This window comes from Streptomyces akebiae (assembly GCF_019599145.1).
GTDB lineage: Bacteria > Actinomycetota > Actinomycetes > Streptomycetales > Streptomycetaceae > Streptomyces > Streptomyces akebiae.
In genome coordinates, this window is sequence record NZ_CP080647.1 from 7,366,366 (window position 1) to 7,385,373 (window position 19,008).

The 19,008-nt window shown below is 72.6% G+C and carries 17 protein-coding genes; 9 read left to right on the forward strand and 8 right to left on the reverse strand.

Annotation, left to right across the window (positions count from 1 at the left end):
* Positions 1-108 precede the first annotated feature (108 nt).
* Both K1J60_RS31890 and K1J60_RS31895 read right to left on the reverse strand, forming a co-directional pair.
* Positions 109-954, reverse strand: coding sequence for a DUF5336 domain-containing protein (locus K1J60_RS31890; RefSeq protein ID WP_220649223.1), 846 nt, complete (start codon positions 952-954; stop codon positions 109-111).
* A gap of 393 nt (positions 955-1,347) precedes the next feature.
* Complete coding sequence (locus K1J60_RS31895; protein ID WP_220649224.1) at positions 1,348-2,328, reverse strand: N-acetylmuramoyl-L-alanine amidase; 981 nt, start codon at positions 2,326-2,328, stop codon at positions 1,348-1,350.
* A 141-nt stretch (positions 2,329-2,469) separates the two neighbouring features.
* On the opposite strand from K1J60_RS31895, the gene K1J60_RS31900 reads away from it, so the two are divergent.
* Both K1J60_RS31900 and K1J60_RS31905 read left to right on the forward strand, forming a co-directional pair.
* Positions 2,470-3,192: a hypothetical protein gene (locus K1J60_RS31900; RefSeq protein ID WP_220649225.1), complete on the forward strand. Its 723-nt coding sequence runs from the start codon at positions 2,470-2,472 to the stop codon at positions 3,190-3,192.
* Between the two features lie 128 nt (positions 3,193-3,320).
* Complete coding sequence (locus tag K1J60_RS31905) at positions 3,321-5,471, forward strand: restriction endonuclease (RefSeq protein ID WP_220649226.1); 2,151 nt, start codon at positions 3,321-3,323, stop codon at positions 5,469-5,471.
* A 42-nt stretch (positions 5,472-5,513) separates the two neighbouring features.
* Here the strand turns inward: K1J60_RS31905 and K1J60_RS31910 are convergent, their stop codons facing one another.
* Both K1J60_RS31910 and K1J60_RS31915 read right to left on the reverse strand, forming a co-directional pair.
* The gene (locus K1J60_RS31910) at positions 5,514-6,251 is read right to left on the reverse strand and encodes a class I SAM-dependent methyltransferase (RefSeq protein WP_259408017.1); all 738 of its coding nucleotides are present in this window, start codon (positions 6,249-6,251) and stop codon (positions 5,514-5,516) included.
* A gap of 179 nt (positions 6,252-6,430) precedes the next feature.
* Entirely contained in the window at positions 6,431-7,945 is a 1,515-nt protein-coding gene (locus tag K1J60_RS31915; RefSeq protein WP_259408018.1) for an MFS transporter, read from the reverse strand.
* 214 nt (positions 7,946-8,159) lie between these two features.
* On the opposite strand from K1J60_RS31915, the gene K1J60_RS31920 reads away from it, so the two are divergent.
* From K1J60_RS31920 to K1J60_RS31935, 4 genes are all read left to right on the forward strand, one after another.
* The gene (locus K1J60_RS31920; protein WP_220649227.1) at positions 8,160-8,558 is read left to right on the forward strand and encodes a hypothetical protein; all 399 of its coding nucleotides are present in this window, start codon (positions 8,160-8,162) and stop codon (positions 8,556-8,558) included.
* A 229-nt stretch (positions 8,559-8,787) separates the two neighbouring features.
* Complete coding sequence (locus tag K1J60_RS31925) at positions 8,788-9,648, forward strand: MaoC/PaaZ C-terminal domain-containing protein (RefSeq protein ID WP_220649228.1); 861 nt, start codon at positions 8,788-8,790, stop codon at positions 9,646-9,648.
* A gap of 45 nt (positions 9,649-9,693) precedes the next feature.
* On the forward strand, positions 9,694-10,770 hold the full coding sequence (locus K1J60_RS31930) for a Zn-dependent alcohol dehydrogenase (RefSeq protein WP_220649229.1): 1,077 nt from the start codon (positions 9,694-9,696) through the stop codon (positions 10,768-10,770).
* A gap of 139 nt (positions 10,771-10,909) precedes the next feature.
* Positions 10,910-11,887, forward strand: a complete 978-nt coding sequence (locus K1J60_RS31935; protein WP_220649230.1) for a 3-oxoacyl-ACP reductase — start codon at positions 10,910-10,912, stop codon at positions 11,885-11,887.
* Positions 11,888-12,057: 170 nt separating this feature from the next.
* Here the strand turns inward: K1J60_RS31935 and K1J60_RS31940 are convergent, their stop codons facing one another.
* Both K1J60_RS31940 and K1J60_RS46220 read right to left on the reverse strand, forming a co-directional pair.
* Positions 12,058-12,222: a hypothetical protein gene (locus K1J60_RS31940; protein ID WP_192829657.1), complete on the reverse strand. Its 165-nt coding sequence runs from the start codon at positions 12,220-12,222 to the stop codon at positions 12,058-12,060.
* Positions 12,223-12,353: 131 nt separating this feature from the next.
* Entirely contained in the window at positions 12,354-13,892 is a 1,539-nt protein-coding gene (locus tag K1J60_RS46220) for a hypothetical protein (protein ID WP_259408019.1), read from the reverse strand.
* Between the two features lie 194 nt (positions 13,893-14,086).
* Here K1J60_RS46220 and K1J60_RS31950 point away from each other — a divergent pair, with 194 nt between their 5' ends.
* From K1J60_RS31950 to K1J60_RS31960, 3 genes are read left to right on the forward strand one after another with little or no spacing between them, the layout of a single operon-like run.
* Positions 14,087-14,962, forward strand: a complete 876-nt coding sequence (locus tag K1J60_RS31950; protein WP_220649231.1) for a Nif3-like dinuclear metal center hexameric protein — start codon at positions 14,087-14,089, stop codon at positions 14,960-14,962.
* On the forward strand, positions 14,959-15,702 hold the full coding sequence (locus K1J60_RS31955) for a zinc ribbon domain-containing protein (RefSeq protein WP_220651798.1): 744 nt from the start codon (positions 14,959-14,961) through the stop codon (positions 15,700-15,702). Before K1J60_RS31950 ends, K1J60_RS31955 begins: the two co-directional genes overlap by 4 nt.
* 21 nt (positions 15,703-15,723) lie before the next feature.
* A complete protein-coding gene (locus tag K1J60_RS31960; protein ID WP_220649232.1) occupies positions 15,724-17,235 on the forward strand; it encodes a bifunctional RNase H/acid phosphatase in 1,512 nt (503 codons plus the stop codon).
* Here the strand turns inward: K1J60_RS31960 and eda are convergent.
* On the reverse strand, positions 17,221-17,883 hold the full coding sequence (gene eda / locus K1J60_RS31965; protein WP_220649233.1) for a bifunctional 4-hydroxy-2-oxoglutarate aldolase/2-dehydro-3-deoxy-phosphogluconate aldolase: 663 nt from the start codon (positions 17,881-17,883) through the stop codon (positions 17,221-17,223). The two genes, K1J60_RS31960 and eda, sit on opposite strands and share 15 nt — an antisense overlap.
* Positions 17,884-18,037: 154 nt before the next feature.
* Positions 18,038-18,820 (reverse strand): peroxide stress protein YaaA, encoded by a 783-nt coding sequence (gene yaaA / locus K1J60_RS31970; RefSeq protein ID WP_220649234.1) that lies wholly within the window; start codon positions 18,818-18,820, stop codon positions 18,038-18,040.
* Between the last annotated feature and the right edge of the window lie 188 nt (positions 18,821-19,008).

Genomic DNA, 19,008 nt, shown 5'->3' on the forward strand with positions numbered 1-19,008 from the left:
TCCTGACGGTGCGTCAGCTGTACGGGGCGGGAGGCGACTGTACGGCAACGGCCCCCCGCCCGGAAGAGCGAGGGGCCGCTGTACGGCTGTGCGGTGAGGTGTTCGGCGTCAGCCGCGCTGGATGCCGCTGGTGTCCTGGAGGACACCGCGACGGCCGTCCTGCGTCTGGGCGACCAGGTTGGGGCCGCGCTGCTCGACTGCCAAGTACCAGGTGCCCGGCGCCAGTTCGGCGATCGTCGACTGCGAACCGTCCTCCGCGAACAGCGGACGGGCCACCGGCACCGCGAACCAGAACGGCGAGAAGTCACTGGCCGGCGGCTGCGGCGCCGCGGCCTGCTGCTGCGGAGCGCCACCGAACGGCGCCCCCGGCCCCGGCTGCCCGGGCTGCGGCTGTCCGGGCTGCGGCTGCCCCACCCCGAACGGCCCCGGCGCACCGGCGCCCGGGTACCCGTAACCACCGGGCGGCTGGCCCCCGTACGGCTGAGGTGCGGCGGGCCGCGGGGCACCGACGAGGGCGGCCTTGAGGGCGGGGACGAGGGGGGTGGCGATGGCGGCGGCGGCCAGGAGCAGCGCGGCGATCAGACCGAGGATGAGACCGGCGCCGGAGTCGGGCTCCGAGCCTCCGAAGGCGCCGAGCAGTTCCTCCATGGCCCCGAACGGGTCGATGATCGACCAGAACGCGGTCCACGCGGCGAAGATCGTCAGGGCCACCCCGAGCTGGCCCAGGTCGAGACCGATGACCTTGGGCGGCTGCGGCAGCGCACGGGCGATGACGATCAGCACCGCCCCGATGATGCCGCCGACGTACATGCTCATCACCAAGCCGAGGTTGTCCCAGGCATTGGGGATGTCGTCGCCGGAGCCGTCGAACGTGTCGAGGAACGACGCGATGAACAGCAATACCGCTGCTCCGATCACGACGCCGTCGCCTCTGGTGAGGGAGCGGATATTCACTTCAGGTCCTTCGTCAGTCGTCTCGTCATCGGTGGAGGCGTCGCCGTCACCATGTCGCCGTCAGGCCGTGGTGGGAAGCGCGGGGGTGGCCCCTCATCGTAGGGACGACCTTATCGTCCGACCGACGTGGGTGTCCGCCGGGATCAACGCGACGATCACGACTCGCCCCCTACCCGCGCAGAAAACTCACGATTCCCTCAGAGGTTCCCCTGCGCGCTTCCTGTCCGCCAGGCACCGCTGGTCAGCGGCGCCCCGTCATGGATATCGCGTATTCCCGCGCACCCGGCGAACTCGGCGGCAACCGTTGACAGATTGAGACCGCGCGCCCGTCATTCCGTGGTACTCCGGCTTAGCGCCCGGAGTCCCGACTGTTTCCCAGAAAGGGAAAGTTGTTCAATTTTTCAGGAAGCTCGTGATGCCGTCCGAGATTCCCCGGGCCGCCTTCTGCCGCCAGGTGCCGCTGGTGAGCAGGGACGCGTCCTTGCTGTCGCGCATGTTGCCGCACTCGATGAACACCTTCGGGACGGTGGAGAGGTTGAGGCCGCCCAGGTCGGTGCGGGTGACGAGGCCGGTGCCGTCGCCGACGTAGTTGGAGGGGGCGCTGCCGGTGGCGCGGACGAAGTAGCCGGCGATGCGTTCGCCGAGGTCGCGGGAGGGGGCGACGATGGGCCGGGTGTCCGCGGCGCCCTCGTGCACCGAGCCCGGCAGGATCACGTGGAAGCCGCGGTTGCCGGACCCGGAACCGTCCGCGTGGATCGACACCACCGCGTCCGCCTTCGCCTCGTTGCCGATCCGCGCCCGCTCGTCGATGCACGGGCCCCAGGCCCGGTCGTCGTCCTGCGTGAACTTCACCGTGGCGCCCTGCTGTTGGAGGAGCGTGCGCAGCCGACGGGAGACGTCCAGCGTGAACTCGGCTTCGAGATAGCCGTCGTTGGTGGTCGTCCCCGTCGTGTCGCACTCCTTCGTGTGCGTCCCGATGTCCACCTTGCGGTTGATCTCGGTGGTGTGCCGGAAGTTGCCGGGGTTGTGACCGGGGTCGATGACGACGACCTTGCCCTTGAGGGGGCCGGTGGCGGCGGGCGCGGAGGAGGAGCCGGAGGGGCTCGCCTTCTCGCCGCCGGCCCCGTTGCCGTCGCCGTCGTCGCCCGAGGCGGTCGGCTCTCCGGTCGCCGGGGGAGTGGTCGCCGACCGGGTCTGCGGTCCGACTGCGCCGGCCGACCCGCCGTCCCCGCCCCCGGAGTCCCCCACGGCCTGCCAGACCCCCCACCCGGCCACCGCCCCCACCACGACCGCGGCCACCGCCACGGTCAGCGGACGGCGAAGGGCTGATCGGCGGGGCTGGGGCGGATCGAAGTCCGGGCCTACGTACGACACGCGTGCCACCTTACGGCGTCGGTTGTCGGGTGCGGGTTCGGTGGGGGCTGGTCGCGCGGTTCCCCGCGCCCCGCCTGCGGATGGGGGTCGACGCCCGTCCCGGACTGGACCCGTCGGTCACCGGCAGGCCAGAGTACGGAGATGATCGAGGTGGTGATCGCGGTCCTCGGGGCCGTGGTAGGGGCTTCGGCGCTCGTCGTGAGCATCGCCGGACACCGTCACAACGTCCGTCAGGCCGCCCGGCTGACCGAGCGGGAGCGCCGCGTCGAGGACCGGGAACGTGAGGCGGACCAGCGGGAGAAGCTGATCCAGCCGTCGATGCTGCACCTGGCGATGGTCAGCAGCCCCTCGGTGCTCGCGGACGGATACGAGCGGTGGCACCTCGAAGCGGTCAACACCAGCAATCAGCCGCTCGTCCACGTCGCAGTCCAGTACGACGGCGTACGCCTCGACGGCCGCGAGGTCCTGCCCGCCGGCGGCGCTCTCACCGTCGATCTCCCGATGACCTCCGTCGTCGGCTCACCGCCCTCGCCCCTCCTCTGTTCCGTCGAGTTCACGGACACCTCGGACCGCCGCTGGCGCCGCCTGGCGACCGGCCGGCTGCAGCCGTGGGCGCCCGGTACCGGAGGCGAGGAGCACTGGCACGCGCCGGTCGCGCCGATCGTCAGCCCTTTCACGGCGGGGCGGGGCGCGCCGGAGCCCGGCGGGACACCTCCCGTCAGCGAGCCCGCGCGGCCGAGGCGTCTGTCGAGACGGCTCTGGGCCGGGGACGAGGGCGAACTCCCCCTCCGCACCGCGCTCGCACTGGGGCTGGCCGGTGCGGTGCTGATCGCGGCCTACCTGATCGTTCGATACGTCGGCTAGGTGGAGCTCCACCGGCTGACCAGCGGTAGGCGCACGTGCCGTCGCGGGATAAAGTCGTGCGATTACGTCCGGTTGTGGGGGCGGGGCCTCGCGTGCGGTCGGGGCCCCGGTGGGAGGGCCTGTAGCGCATGAGTCGTCGCTCCAACGGGTTGGCCGGGATCTGGGCCGAGGCACAACGTCAGCAGCAACGTCAGTCGGAGGAGCGGGCCCGGCAACAGCGCGAGTACGAACGACAACAGCGCGCGTACCAGCGGGAGGTGGCCCGCAGCCAGCGCGAGCAGCAGGCGGCCTACCGGCAGCAGCGCGAGGCGGAGGCGCGGCGGCGTACCGAGGAACTGGACGCGCGCGTAAGGGCGTTGGAGGGCCTGTTGGCCGAGGGCTGCCGGGCCCCGGCGTTCAGGGCCGCCTCCCTGACCCGTTCCGAACGCCTGGAGCCGTTCTCGCCGGGTCCCCTCGCCCAGCCCGTGCCCATGCCGGATCCCAACCACTACCAGGCGCAGGGCGGTTGGTCCGCCGGGCGGCGCGCACAGGCCCAGGCCGAGGCGCGGGCCCGGTTCGAGCACGACTGGCACGCCGCCCAGGCCGCCGAGGCCCAGCGGCAGCAGCAACTGGCCCAGTACCAGCGGCAGTACGAGCAGTGGGCGGAGGGACAGCGGACGGAGATCCGGCGGCACAACGCCGGACTGGCCCAGATGGCGAGCGCGCTGCGCGACGGCGACCCGGAAGCCGCCGTCGACTACTTCTCGGCCGCCCTCTACGCCTCGTCCGCCTGGCCCGAAGGCTTTCCCCGCGGCGTCCGCGCCGCCTACGACCCGGCGGCGCGGCAGCTGGTCCTGGACTGGGAGCTGCCCAGGTACGACGTCGTCCCCGAGACGAAGACCGTCGTCTACATGCCGAGCGTCGACCAGGACAAGGAGCGCCCGCGCCCGGTCACCCAGCGGCGGGCCCTCTACCGCGACGTCCTCGCGCAGTGCACCCTCCTGGTGCTCCACGACCTCTTCGCCGCCGACGAGTTCGGCGCGCTGGAGTCGGTCGTCCTGAACGGGTTCGTGGACGACCACGACCCGGCCACCGGGCGCCGCGCCGAGCTCTTCCTGGTGACCGTCATGGTGCACCGGCCCGTCTTCGCCGCACTGCACCTGGAGCAGGTGAGCGCCGTCGACTGCCTGACGGACGCCCTCCGGGGCCAACTGTCCGCCCGACCGGACCAGCGCACCCCCGTCCGCCCCGGCCGCAGGCCCGACGACGTGGGCGACGGCGTCGTCACCCACGGCGGCGAGGACGAGCCCGACCTCCTGGAGATGGACCCCCTCGCCTTCGAGTCGCTGGTCGCGGAGCTCTTCCGGGCCATGGGCATGCAGGCCGTCACCACCCAGCGCTCGGGCGACGGCGGGGTGGACGTCGACGCCCTGGACCCCACCCCGATCCGCGGCGGCAAGATCGTCGTACAGGTCAAGCGCTACCGCAACACCGTCCCGCCCACCGCCGTCCGTGACCTCTACGGCACGGTCCAGGACGCCGGCGCCAACAAGGGCGTCCTGGTGACGACGTCCAAGTTCGGCCCCGGCTCCCACACCTTCGCCAACGGCAAACCGCTGGAGCTGATCTCGGGCCGCGAACTCGTCGACCTGCTCCACCGGCACGGGCTACGGGGGCGCCTGGGCACCGGCGAACGCCCCGTGCCGGTGTCGTCGACCGATCCCACGGTGGTGCTGCCCGCGCTGCCCGCCCAGCGGACCTCACCGGACGCGACGGGACGGACGGCCCCGGGCCCGGACCCGGCGCCTTCTCCCGAGGACCACAGCGTGCTCGGCATGTACTGGACGGGCGCCGTCGCCCTGGACGTCTGCGCGCTCGTCTGCCACGGCAACCGGGTCCTCAGCGACGACCACTTCGTGTTCTACAACAACCTCCGCACCCCCGACGGCACGGTCCGCGCCGTCCCGCCGACCGCACCCGACAAGGCCGCGATCCAGGTCGCCTTCGACGCGCTGCCCGCGGAGGCCGACCGTGTCGTCCTGGTGGCCGCCATCGACCCGGCCGCGAACCCCGACGCCGACCTCTCCGGCTTCACCGACGCCGGCATCCGCCTCCTGGACCCCTCCCGAGCCGAACAGGGCCGCCTGGACGTCTCCGACGGCCGCGCCGCCGAAACGGCCCTGACCCTCGGTTCCTTCCGCCGCCGAGCGGGCGGCGACTGGGACTTCGTCGTCGGCGGAAAGGGGTACCGGGGCGGTCTGGAGGAACTGGTCCAGGACTACGGCATAGACGTGGCGTAGGAGTGGCGGCCGTTCCGTCGCGTGGCGTGGGACCGGTGCGGGTCAGCTCCCCGACCCGGTCCCCGTCGTCGTCCCGGCTCCCGTCGTCGTTCCGGTCCTCGTCGTCGCTCCGGTCCCCGTCCGCCGCAGCACCCGTAGGGAGTCCGTGGCCGAGACCTCCGTGAAGGCGCCGGAGGCCAGGGCGCGGAGGTAGACGCGGTACGGGGCCTGGCCGGTGAACTCGTCCTCGGGGTCGGGGAAAACGTCGTGGATGACGAGGAGACCGTCCGGGGCGATGTGCGGGGCCCAGCCCTCGTAGTCGGCGGTGGCGTGCTCGTCCGTGTGGCCGCCGTCGATGAACACGAACGCCAGGGGGGTGCCCCAGAACGCGGCGACCTGCGGGGAACGGCCGACGACCGCGACGACGTGGTCCTCCAGGCCCGCCTTGTGGAGGGTGCGGCGGAAGGTGGGGAGCGTGTCCATGCGGCCCACCTCGGGGTCGACGGTGGACTCGTCGTGGTACTCCCAGCCCGGCTGCTGCTCCTCGCTGCCCCGGTGGTGGTCGACCGTGATCGCCGTGACCCCCGCCGCACGGGCGGCGTCCGCCAACAGGATCGTCGACCGGCCGCAGTACGTCCCCACCTCCAGCAACGGCAGCCCTAGCCGCCCCGCCTCGACCGCCGCCGCGTACAACGCCAGCCCTTCCCCGAGCGGCATGAACCCCTTGGCCTTCTCGAAGGCCTCAAGGATCTCCGGCTTGGGGGCCGACACGGCCGGGTGCGAGTTCGGTGCCGCGGACATGGGTCCTCCGTGTAGTTCGTACGCACTGACCCCCACAGCCCGGGCCCTCCGACCCGCACGCCACTGGGGGCGCCCCATGCTGCCATGCGGTTCCGCCCGCCCGTCTGCCCGTCGGGCCCTCCGTCTCTCCGTCCGCGCGCTCGCCTGCCGTTCCGCCTGCGTGGCGCGTGGGCGGCGGCTCAGTGGGCGGTGGCTGTCGTGTTCTCCCTGGGGGCCGCGACGGTCTTCGCGGCCTCGCCCGTCAGCCCGTCCGTGCTGCTCGCACGCAGCGTCGGGCCCGTGTTCGGACGACGGCTCGGGAGGAAGAGAGCCAGCAGGAGACCGACGGCGACCGCGCCCGTGGCGATGAGGAAGGAGACGCGGAAGCCGTGCATGGTGGGGATCGCGACCCCGCCGACCTCGTTCGCGGTGTTCGCCAGCACCATGCCGATGACGGCGCTCGACATGGACGTACCGATGGAGCGCATGAGCGTGTTGAGACCGTTGGCCGCTCCCGTCTCGGACGGGTCGACCGCGCCGATGATCAGCGCCGGGAGCGAGGAGTAGGCGAGGCCGATACCCGCGCCGAGCACTGCCGACACCACCACGGTCTGCCACGCGGCGCTCATCAGGCCGAGTCCGGCCCCGTAGCCGATCGCGATGATCAGCAGGCCCAGGATGAGGGTGCTCCTGGGCCCGTACTTGGCGGAGATCCGGGCGTAGAGCGGCGCCGTGAACATCATCGTCAGCCCGAGCGGGGCCACGCACAGACCCGCGACGACCATCGACTGTCCGAGCCCGTAACCGGTGGCGGAGGGCAGTTGCAGGAGCTGGGGCAGGACCAGGGAGACGACGTAGAAGGAGACGCCGACCATGATCGAGGCGAGGTTGGTGAGCAGGACCTCACGGCGGGCGGTGGTCCGCAGATCCACCAGCGGCGCGGGGATACGCAGCTCCAGGACACCCCAGAGCAGCAGGACCACGGCGGACGCGGTGAACAGTCCGAGCGTGGTCGATGAGGTCCAGCCCCAGTCACCGCCCTTGGTGATCGGCAGGAGGAAGAGGACGAGGCCGAGGGCGAGGCCGACCGCGCCGAGGTGGTCGAAGGTGCCCTCCGCGCGCGTCTTCGTCTCCGGTACGGCGACGAGGGTGAGGACGATGGCGAGCGCACCGAGGCCGGCGGCGCCGAAGAAGAGGATGTGCCAGTCGGTGTTCTGGGCGACCGCGGCGGCCAGCGGCAGCGCGAGTCCGCCGCCCACGCCTATGGAGGAGCTCATCAGGGCCATGGCGGAGCCGAGGCGTTCGCGGGGGAGCGCGTCGCGCATCAGGCCGATGCCCAGCGGGATCGCGCCCATGGCGAAGCCCTGCAAGGTACGGCCGACGATCATCGGCACGAGCGCGCTGGTGAAAGCGCTGATCAGCGTCCCGACCACCATCACGGCCAGGCTGACGAGGAGCATACGGCGCTTGCCGTAGAGGTCACCGAGACGGCCCATGATCGGCGTGGACACGGCGCCGGAGAGGAGGGTCGACGTCATGACCCAGGTCGCGTTGCCGGCAGAGGTGTCCAGCAGCTGGGGGAGATCCTTGATCACCGGGACCAGCAGGGTCTGCATCACCGCGACCACGATTCCCGCGAAGGCCAGCACCGGGACGAGCGCTCCGCCGGCGCGTGTGGTGGGCCGTTCAACGGTCGGCGGTGTGTGCGGTGTCATGGAGCGGGGCCTCCTGGCCGGGTGGGGTGCGTGCCATCTGAACCTCGTGCGCCTGGGCAACTATTCCGTTGTTTCGGGTGACTAATGAAATCTTGACCTGCTCATGGGGAAGTGACAGTGCGTCAGGGTGGGTCGTCGGGCTCGTGATGTCCGCGCGGGTCGAGGCAACGGATTCGGGCCCCCATGGACTGTCAAAGGCATCTGGGAGGTGCTCATGGGGGATCGGAAGCAGGCCAGGGACGCTCAGGGCGAAGGGTTCCAGAGCTTCCCGGGCAGGGCGGACGCGCTGCTCGACGGCGAGGCGGACCTGCTCTCCGGCACGGACCTGGAGGTGTTCGCGACGGTGCTGCCCACCGGCGACGGGGGTGCAGGGGGCACCTCGAAGCGCCGGGTCGTCGGCCCGGTCGCCCCGGGTGTCCAGGAAGTGCGCGTCACCTGGTCCGAATTCGACGGCGCCTTCGTCGACGTCGACGTCGAGCGGGACGGGGGCGGCGGCTGGCGCGCGGACCTGCGCAACCCGCGCATCGTCCGCCCCGAGGGAGCCCGGGCGAGCCGGTTCGTGGCGCCGGCGCCGGAGGGGGTCGAGTGCGAGTCGGCGAAGGTGACGGGGTGAGCCCCCGGTGCCCCTCCGTCCCCCTCTCCCGCCGACTCGATCTGACGTACTGTCAGGAGTCTTCACTTGTGCACGAGGCTGGGCTATACAGAGGGTCGCCGGACTGGAACGCGTTCTAGGTGGGCGGGTTCCGGGTCGGCCGTGACGACCTCGGTGCGGCCGCTGGTGCGGACGGTCGTACCGAGGTTCCTCAGCCCAGGCCATCCGCCCCGGACCGCCCAGGAGCCCCATGCCCATCGACGCAGCCAAGGCGCTCGCGGCAGACCCCCGTTCCGCCGAGATCGCGTGGACACGGAAGGACGTCCTGCTCTACCACCTCGGTATCGGCGCGGGCATCCCCGCGACCGACCCCGACGAACTGCGCTACACGCTGGAGTCGCGGTTGCACGTCCTGCCGAGCTTCGCGACCGTCGCGGGCGCCGGCTCACCGGAGGTGATCGGCGGCCTGAACGCACCCGGTGTCGATGTCGACCTCGCCAAGGTCCTGCACGGCGGCCAGCGCGTCGAGCTCCGACGGCCGATCCCGGTGGAGGGGCGGGCGACGGCGACCTCACGCGTGGCGGCGGTGTACGACAAGGGCAAGGCGGCCGTCCTCGTGATGCGGACCGAGGTCGCCGACGCCGAGGGCCCGCTGTGGGTCAACGAGGCGCAGATCTTCGTACGGGGAGAGGGCGGCTGGGGCGGTGAGCGTGGCCCGTCCGCCCGGCAGGAACCGCCGACGACCGCGCCCGACAAGGAGGTGGAGCGGACCGTCCGCGAGGACCAGGCGCTGCTCTATCGCCTCTCCGGCGACTGGAACCCGCTGCACGCCGACCCGCGGTTCGCGGCGCGCGCCGGGTTCGACCGGCCGATCCTGCACGGGCTGTGCACCTACGGGATGACGTTGAAGGCCGTGGTGGACACGGTCCTCGGCGGGGACGTCGGCCGGGTCCGCTCGTACGGGACGCGCTTCGCGGGCGTCGTCTTCCCGGGGGAGACCCTCCGCATCCGGATGTGGCGGACGGACGACCACGCGGTGCGGGTGACGGTGACCGCCGTCGAGCGCGACGACGCCCCCGCCCTCGCGGACACGCTCGTCGAACACGCATGAGCAGCGAATCAGCAGATCACAGGTACTCCTGAGGGGAGCTGCACCATGCGCGCAGCCGTACTGCACGAGATCGGCCAGGACAAGCTGGACGTGCTCGACGACGTCGAGGCGGTGGGCTTCGGGCCGGGCAGGGTGAGGATCCGGGTGCGGGCCACCGGGCTGTGCCACTCGGACCTGTCCGCCATGGCCGGGGTGCTGCCGCAGCCCGGACCGTTCGTCCCCGGGCACGAGGGCGCCGGCGAGATAGTCGAAGTCGGAGACGGCGTGGGCCACTTGAAGCCCGGCGACCGGGTCGTCGTGTGCTGGCTGCCGGCCTGCGGCGCCTGTCCCGCCTGCAAGCGCGGCCAGACGCACCTCTGCCTCGCCGGGTTCCTCAACGCCGGCACGCCCAACTTCAAACGGCCCGCCGGGGACGTCTTCGGCTTCGCGGGCACCGGTACGTTCGCCGAGGAGGTCGTCGTCGACGCGGGCTGTGCCGTGCCGATACCGGACGACGTGCCCTTCGACATCGCCGCCCTCATCGGCTGCGGCGTCACCACCGGGCTCGGCGCCGCCCTCAACACCGCTGATGTGGAGGCCGGTTCGTCGGTCGCGGTCATCGGCTGCGGCGGCGTCGGCATCTCCGCGATCCAGGGGGCCCGGCTCAAGGGTGCCGCCGAGATCGTCGCCGTCGACCCGGTGGTCTCACGACGCGAGGCCGCGCTCAAGTTCGGGGCCACCAAGGCGATCTCGCCGGAGGAGCTGGCCGACGCCAAGCAGTCCGTCACCGGCGGCGAGGGATTCGACTACGTCTTCGAGGTCGTCGGACGCTCGGCCACCGCCCGCACCGCCTACGAGGCCACCCGGCGCGGCGGCACCCTCGTCGTGGTCGGCGCGGGCGCACTGGACGACTTCCTCCAGCTCAGCATGTTCGAGCTGTTCTTCGACGAGAAACGGATCCTGCCCTCCATGTACGGCGGCGGAGACGTCCTGCGCTCCTACGAGCGGGCCATCGCCCTCTGGCGCGCCGGCCGCATCGACCTCGCGGGGCTGATCACCCACCGTGTGCCGCTCACCGACATCAACGAGGCGCTGGACCAGATGCGGACGGGCGTGTCGCTCCGCACCTGTATCGAGATCTGACGGTCTCGGGAGTGCGTCGGTCTCGGGAGTGCGTCGGTCACGGAGTGCGTCGGTCACGGAGCCGGGCGAAGCGGCTTCGACCGCCCGGCGCATGACTCCGGCCGGCGATTGAATCGGCTTCGGCGGAAGGGACTCGGAAGTGGCACTGCCCCTTGAAGGACTGTCCGCGATCGTCACCGGCGCGGGACGTGGGCTCGGCCGGGCCGAGGCGTGGGAACTGGCCCGTCTGGGCGCGGCCGTCGTCGTCAACGACTACGGTCGGCCGGGACGGGACGGTTCCGGCGAGGTGTCCACCGGGCCCGCAGAGGAGGTCGTGGCGTCGATCCGCGCGGCCGGCGGTCAGGCGGTGGCGCACATCGGGGACGTCGCCGACCACGAACAGGCCCGGGAACTGGTCGAGTCGGCGGTGGCCCGGTTCGGCAAGCTCGACATCCTCGTCAACAACGCGGGCATCCTGCGCGACCGGATGGTCTTCTCCATGTCCGAGGACGAGTGGGACTCGGTCGTCCGGGTGCACCTCAAGGGGCACTTCAACACGATCCGGTTCGCCTCCGCCCACTGGCGGGCACGGGCGAAGTCGGGGGAGGGCGGGCCGGTGTACGGGCGGGTGGTGAACACCTCCTCCGAGGCCTTCCTCGCCGGGTCCGCAGGCCAGCCCAACTATGCCGCCGCGAAGGGCGGGATCGTCGGGCTGACCACCTCCACGGCCCTGGCCCTCGCCAAGTACGGCGTCACCGCGAACGTCATCTGCCCGCGCGCCCGCACCCGGATGACCGAGGACGTCTTCGCGGGTCTGCCGGGGGCGCCCGACGGCACCGATGCGGGCCTGGACCCGCTGGCCCCCGAACACGTCGCCCCCCTCGTGGGCTACCTTGCCTCGCCCGCCGCCGCCCAGGTGAACGGCCAGCTCTTCGTCGTGCACGGCGGGATGGTGGCGATCGTCGAACGCCCGCGCGTGCAGGCCAAGTTCGACACCAAGCAGGAGGCGTTCACGTACGACGAGCTGGACGGCCTGCTGACGCCGTACTACCTGGACCGACCGGAGGGCGAGACGTTCGCGGCGGCGGAGGTGCTGGGACTGCGGCATGGGCCGACCGCTCAGCCACCGCGGCCTTGACGGGGACGGAACGACGCGCGGACGGGGAGGTCCGGACTGGCAGGCTCCGTGTCCCGAACAGGGTCGGCCCCGCCCGTGGGTGACGGGCGGGGCCGACGCCGTCGTGTGGTCGGTTCCGGTGTCGAATTGACGTTTCTCCAGAGATGACCGGGAGGGAGTCGCGTCGCCGTTCAGGCGGACGTCGTCGCCTCCGTGTGTTCGGCCGGCTTGCGGTGGCGTCCGCGAGGGCTCGTCTTCTCGGCTTCGTGGGCCGAGATCTGACCCCGGTGCCTGCCGTGGCCTTCCGCCTCGTGAGGGTCGGCAGTGGGCGGCTGGGTGGTGTGCACGTCGCTCATTGGAAGTGTTCCCCGTCGAATGATCTTCTTATCGGCGGGTGATTTTAACGGGCCGCCCCGCTCGCCCCGAAGCCGCCCGAGCGCGTGTCGCCCGCACCCCGTCCACTTGGCCCGCGGCCCCCACATCACCTTCACCCGACGGTCACCTCCTCGGGCACGCGCCCCTCCAACGGCGCCTGCTGCAAGGGCACGGGCCGGGCGGCGACCGGCACGGCCGGCTCCCCGCCGGCCGTCGGCGCACCGGCCGACTGTGCACCGGCCGACTGTGCACCGGCCGACTGCGTATCGGCCGACTGTGCTCCGGCCGACACGGCATCCGACGGGAAGTCACCCGAGGTTCCCGCCCCTGACGGTCCCGCCCCTGACGGTCCCGCCCCTGACGGTCCCGCCCCTGACGGTCCCGCCCCCGACGGTCCCGCCCCCGACGGTCCGGAACCGGGACGCGGTGCCCCCGCCCCGGCCACCCCCGCCCCGTCCCCGACCCCCTCCCGGGACTCCTCCGGAACCTCCTCCGGCTCCTCCGCCCAGGGCACCCCCACCCGAGCCACCCCGCACCGCACCACCCCCGTCGCGTACGGCAGGTGCAGCACGCCCTCTCGGCTCCACAGCCCGGCCCCCGCCAACCAGCCCTCCGGCGCGGGAAGATGGAGGAGCCGGCGGGCGGCCGGGCGCCAGACGCCGACCCAGCTGCCGCGCGGGCCGTCGACGCGCAACGCGACCGCGCAGCTCTCGGGGGTGAGGATCTGGCCCGGCTGGATGGCGAACGGGGTGATGCGATGGCCCTCGGGCACCCGCAGGCACTCCGGGAAGCGGACCGGGAGCGTACTGCCCAACACGCCCCAGCCGACCCGGTCGTGGCCGGGGGAGGGCGCGTCCGAGCGGATCAGGAGCAGTCCGCTGTCGGGGTCGGCGAGCAGCACCCGGTCGTTGCTGTCGTCCGCGATCTGCAACAGCGGCGAGACCGCGCCGCCCTCCTCCAGATCGACGACCACCGACTTCGTCCGGCCGCCCGACTCCTGGTCCAGGGCGAGCAGCCGGCCCGCCGCGTCCAGCCAGACGCCGCCCGAGCAGCGGCCCGGCACCTGCGCCAGCAGCTCCGGCCCGAACGTTCCGCCTGCCACCAGCCACACCGCCGTCGCGTTCGGACTCAGGGCGAGGGCGTAGGCCCGCTCCCCGCACGGCGAGGGCGGCAGCAGCCGCATCCGGGTCGTCGGGTCGGGGCATTCGACCGCGCCGAGCGGGAGTTCGCCGGTGCCGGGTCCGGTGGGATAGAGGAGCGAGAACAGATGCAGGTCGGCGGCCACCCGGTGGATGAGGACCCGGCCGTCGGTCAGGGGGAGCACTTCGGTGCCGGGCTCCTCGGGCTGGTTGCCGGGCAGGGGGACGGCGTACGGCTCGTGGCCGTCGAGGGTCCAGCGCTCGGGGAACCAGGACTCGCCGTCGAGCGCGAGCCGTGCCGCGTACGTCCCGTCGGCGGTGATCACACAGCCGGGCGGCGCGGGCTCGTCGATCACATCGCCTCCGCCCGGGCCGCCGCCCCTGGTGTCGTACCTGTCCGAGCCGTCGCCGCCGCTCTCTCCGCTTCCCGGGCCGGCGTTCTTCCCGTCGCTCTCCCGTCCCGCGTCGTTCCCGTGGCCCGTGGTGGGGGAGGGGGGTGTACAGGCCGTCATCGTTCGATCACCTCCGGCGACGAAGGTAGTTTTCGTACGCACAGACGTGGGACAACCCGCACCCCCTTCACACATAAGGGTGCTCGTCCGGCGATTCGCCTGAGGGAACGGCGACGGATGTGCTGGTCGCGAGGTCGCTGGTCAAGTGACCCGGGGCCGGTCGGGGACCGGAGCAGTGCGGGTAGCCTTTGTGCGTGCCCCGTCTGTCTGAAGTCATCGCCGCGCTCGACGCCCTCTGGCCGCCCGAGAGGGCCGAGGGGTGGGACGCGGTCGGCACGGTCTGCGGCGACCCCGACCAGGAGATCGGCCGCGTGCTGTTCGCCGTCGACCCGGTCCAGGAGATCGTCGAGGAAGCGGTGAAGCTGGGCGCCGACCTGCTGGTGACCCACCACCCCCTCTATCTGCGCGGTACGACGACGGTCGCGGCCTCCACCTTCAAGGGCCGCGTCGTGCACACCCTCATCAAGCACGACATCGCGCTGCACGTCGCCCACACCAACGCCGACACCGCCGACCCGGGTGTCAGCGACGCCCTCGCCGGCGCGCTGGACCTCCGGGTCGTCGGCCCCCTCGTACCCGACCCCGCCGACCCCGCCGGGCGGCGCGGTCTCGGCCGCGTCTGCGAGCTGGACCATCCGTTGACCGTACGGGAACTGGCCGCGCGGGCCGCCGAGCGGCTGCCCGCCACCGCGCAGGGCATCCGGGTCGCCGGCGATCCCGAGGCGCTCGTCCGCACGGTCGCCGTCAGCGGCGGCTCCGGCGACAGCCTCTTCGACGACGTACGCGCGGCCGGCGTCGACGCCTTCCTCACGGCGGACCTGCGCCACCACCCGGCCTCCGAGGCGGTCGCCCGCACCACGGAAGCCGCCCACACACCTCTCGCGCTGCTCGATGCCGCGCACTGGGCCACCGAATGGCCCTGGTGCGAGCTGGCCGCCGCCCAGCTCGACGAGATCTCCGACCGGGAGGGATGGGACCTGCGCGTCCACGTCTCCCAGACGGTCACCGACCCCTGGACCGCCCACGCGGCGTCCTCCACCGCCACCGAAACACTGGGAGCCCCCAACTGAACGCCGCGCCCGCCGACCAGATCCGACTCCTCGACGTCCAGGCCCTGGACGTACGCCTCCAGCAGCTCGCGCACAAGCGCAGGTCGCTGCCCGAGCACGCCGAGATCGAATCGCTGACGAAGGACCACACCCAGCTGCGCGACCTGCTCGTGGCCGCGCAGACCGAGGAGAGCGACACCGCCCGCGAGCAGACCAAGGCCGAGCAGGACGTGGACCAGGTGCGCCAGCGCGCCGTCCGCGACCAGCAGCGCCTGGACTCGGGTGCCGTCTCCTCCCCGAAGGACCTGGAGAACCTGCAGCGCGAGATCGCCTCGCTCGCCAAGCGGCAGGGCGACCTGGAGGACATCGTCCTGGAGGTCATGGAGCGCCGGGAGTCCGTGCAGGAGCGGGTCGCCGAGCTGACCGAGCGGGTCGGTGCCGTCCAGGGGAAGATCGACGACGCGACCGCGCGCCGGGACGCCGCGTTCGAGGAGATCGACGGCGAGGTGGCGACGGTGACGAAGGAGCGTGAGGTCATCTCCGCCTCGGTCCCCGCGGACCTCCTCAAGCTCTACGACAAGCTGCGCGACCAGCAGGGCGGCATCGGCGCGGCCAGGCTGTACCAGCGCACCTGCCAGGGCTGCCGCCAGGAGCTGTCGATCACCGACTTCAACGACGTCCGCAAGGCCTCGCCCGACACGGTCGTCCGCTGCGAGAACTGCGGCCGCATCCTGGTGCGTACGTCCGAGTCGGGCCTCTAGAGGCGGCAAGGGGCTTTCGGCGTGCGGGAGTTCATCGTCGAGGCCGACGGCGGTTCCCGGGGCAACCCGGGGCCCGCCGGCTACGGCTCCGTCGTCCTCGACGCGGTGACGGGCGAGGCGCTGGTCGAGGCCGCCGAGTACATCGGGGTCGCCACGAACAACGTCGCCGAGTACCGGGGCCTCATCGCGGGCCTGAAGGCGGCGCGGGAGCTCGACCCGGAGGCCTCCGTCCGGGTCCGTATGGACTCCAAGCTCGTCGTCGAGCAGATGTCGGGCCGCTGGAAGATCAAACACCCCGCCATGAAGCCGCTGGCCGCCGAGGCCGCGCGTATCTTCCCGCCCGGCCGTGTGACGTACGAGTGGATCCCGCGCGACCAGAACAAGCACGCCGACCGCCTGGCCAACGAGGCCATGGACGCGGGCAAGCGCGGCGAACAGTGGTCGGCCGCCGCGTCCACGGCGGACCTGGACACGCGCGCGGCACGCTCCGCCGCGGCCACCGCTGCGCCCGACCCGGCGGGGCCGCCCGGGGACGCGGCCGCGGGTGCGGCGAGGGCGAGGGCGGCGCTGGCGGGGGGCCGGGGCGTTCCAGCCGACGCCCCCTCGTCGGGTGCTTCCCGCTCGGCTCCCTCGGCTTCCCCGGCTCCCCCGGCTCCCTCGGCTCCCTCGGCTCCCTCGGCTCCAAAGGCTTCCTCTGCGCCCGGCGCTCCCGTAGCCGAGGGCGCGGCTGATGCCGAGGGTGCGGCTGAAGCCGACGACGCGGCTGATGCCGGGGGCACGGCTGAAGCCGAGACCGTTGCCACGAGCGGGACTCGGACCGCCGCCAAGAACGCCGCCGACCTCCGCGCCGCCGGAAATGCCGCCGACCTCCGCGCCGCCAAGAACGTAGCCTCCGGCGCCCCCGACCTCGGCACGCCCGCAACGTTCGTGCTGCTCCGCCACGGCGAGACGCCCCTCACTCCCCAGAAGCGGTTCTCGGGGAGCGGTGGTTCGGACCCGTCCCTCTCCGAGGTCGGCCGGTACCAGGCCGAGCGGGTCGCCACGGCCCTCGCCGCTCGCGGCACGATCCAGGAGGTCGTGTCGTCGCCGCTGGCCCGCTGCCGGGAGACGGCGGCGATCGTCGCGGCCCGGCTCGGGCTGCGGGTCACCGTCGAGGACGGGCTGCGGGAGACGGACTTCGGCGCGTGGGAGGGCCTCAGCTTCGGCGAGGTGCGGGAGCGCTACCCGGACGACATGGACGCCTGGCTGGCCTCCCCGGACGCCGAACCCACCGGCGGCGGAGAGAGCTTCGCGGCCGTAGCCCGGCGCGTCGCCGCCACCAGGGACGCCCTGGTCGCGGCGCACCGGGGCCGCACGGTCCTGCTCGTCACGCACGTCACCCCGATCAAGACCCTCGTACGCCTGGCCCTCGGTGCGCCCCCGGAGTCCCTGTTCCGTATGGAACTGTCGGCGGCATCCCTGTCGGCCCTGGCGTACTACGCCGACGGCAACGCCACGCTCCGCCTCCTCAACGACACGTCACACCTGCGCTGAACGACGGTCACCCAGGCCCGCCGCCTCCCGCGCCAGCGCCTCGATCCGGGCCCAGTCCCGCGCGGCCACGGCATCGGCCGGCAGCATCCAGGTACCGCCCACACAGCCGACGTTGGGGAGGGCGAGGTACTCCGGCGCGTTGACCGGCCCGACCCCGCCGGTCGGACAGAAGCGCGCGTGCGGCAGTGGCCCGGCGAGCGACTTCAGATACGCCGTACCGCCCGCCGCCTCGGCCGGGAAGAACTTCATCTCCCGCACCCCGCGTTCGAGGAGCGCCACGACCTCCGACGCGGTCGAGACCCCGGGCAGGAACGGCAGCCCGGACTCCCGCATCGCCCGCAGCAGCATGTCCGTCCACCCCGGGCTGACCAGGAAGCGCCCGCCCGCCGCGACGGAGTCGGTCACGTGCGTGGGGGTGATGACGGTACCCACGCCGACCACCGCTCCCGGAACCTCCGCCGAGATCGCCCGTACGGCATCCAGCGCGCCCGGCGTCCGCAGGGTCACCTCGATCGCCGGCAACCCGCCCGCGACCAGCGCCCGCGCGAGCGGCACGGCATCGGCGGGATCGTCGACGACGACCACGGGCAGGACGGGCGCCAGGTCGAGAACGGAGACGCGCGAGGACGGGGACGGGGATGAGGACATGCCGTCATCCTGCCCGGGGTGAACAGCATGCACAACGCGCGTTGCGCATGTTGCAATGGGGTGAGGGGGTGAGGGGGTGAGGGGTGAGGGGGTGAGGGGTGAGGGGGTGAGGGGGTGAGGGGGTGAGGGGGTGAGGGGGTGAGGGGGTGGCGGGTCAGTGGACCTCGTCCACCAGCACATCCAAGGTCCACGCCCGCCCAGCTCCTGCCGGAGGCTCCACCTCCACCACGTATCCGAGGTCCCGCAGCGCCTCCACCAGCTCCGCCGGGCCCTTGGGGGCGATGCCGGCGGACAGCAGGCTCCGTATGATGCGGCCCTTGGTCGCCTTGTTGAAGTGGCTGACCACCTTCCGTGTGGGCGCGTGCAGCACCCGTACGGTCGCGGTCCGCCCGGCCACCTCGCCCTTCGGCTTCCACGCCGCCGTGTACGCCGAGGACCGCAGGTCGAGGACGAGCCCGTCGCCGGCGGCCTCGGGCAGCGCCGTCGCCATCGGCGTACGCCAGTGCGTGCCGAGCGCGCCCAGACCTGGGAGCTTCACGCCCATCGAGCAACGGTAGGAGGGGATCCGGTCCGTCACCCGGACCGCGCCCCAGAGCCCCGAGAAGACCAGCAGCGAACGCGCCGCGCGCTGCTTGGCGGCGGTCTCCAGGGTGGCCAGGTCGAGGGCGTCGTAGAGCACACCGGTGTAGACCTGCCCGGCCGGCCGGGTGCCCGCCGTCAGCAGCTCCGCGTTCTTGGCGACCTCACCGCGCAGCCCCTCGCTCAGCCCGAGCACCTCACGCGCCTTGTCCTCGTCACCGGCGCACAACTCCACCAGCTCACCGATGACCGCCTCCCGCGCCCCGGTGAGCGCCGGCAGTGACAACCCCTCCAGCTTCAGGGGAGCGCCACCCGAGGAGGGTGCCTTGCCTTCGGACGGGGGCAGCAGGACGAGCACGGGTACTCCTTGTTCGCGGGGCTCCGCGACAGCGTACGGGGTGCGGGACCGACCGACGGCGCCCCGTCCGCCTGCCGTGCGGACGACGCCTCCCGTGGGGATGCCACCTGCCGCCGTGAAGCTACCCCGGCCGGGGAGCCTGCTGCCGTCGAAAAGCGATCCCGGTCGGGAAGCCTGCTGCTGTGAAG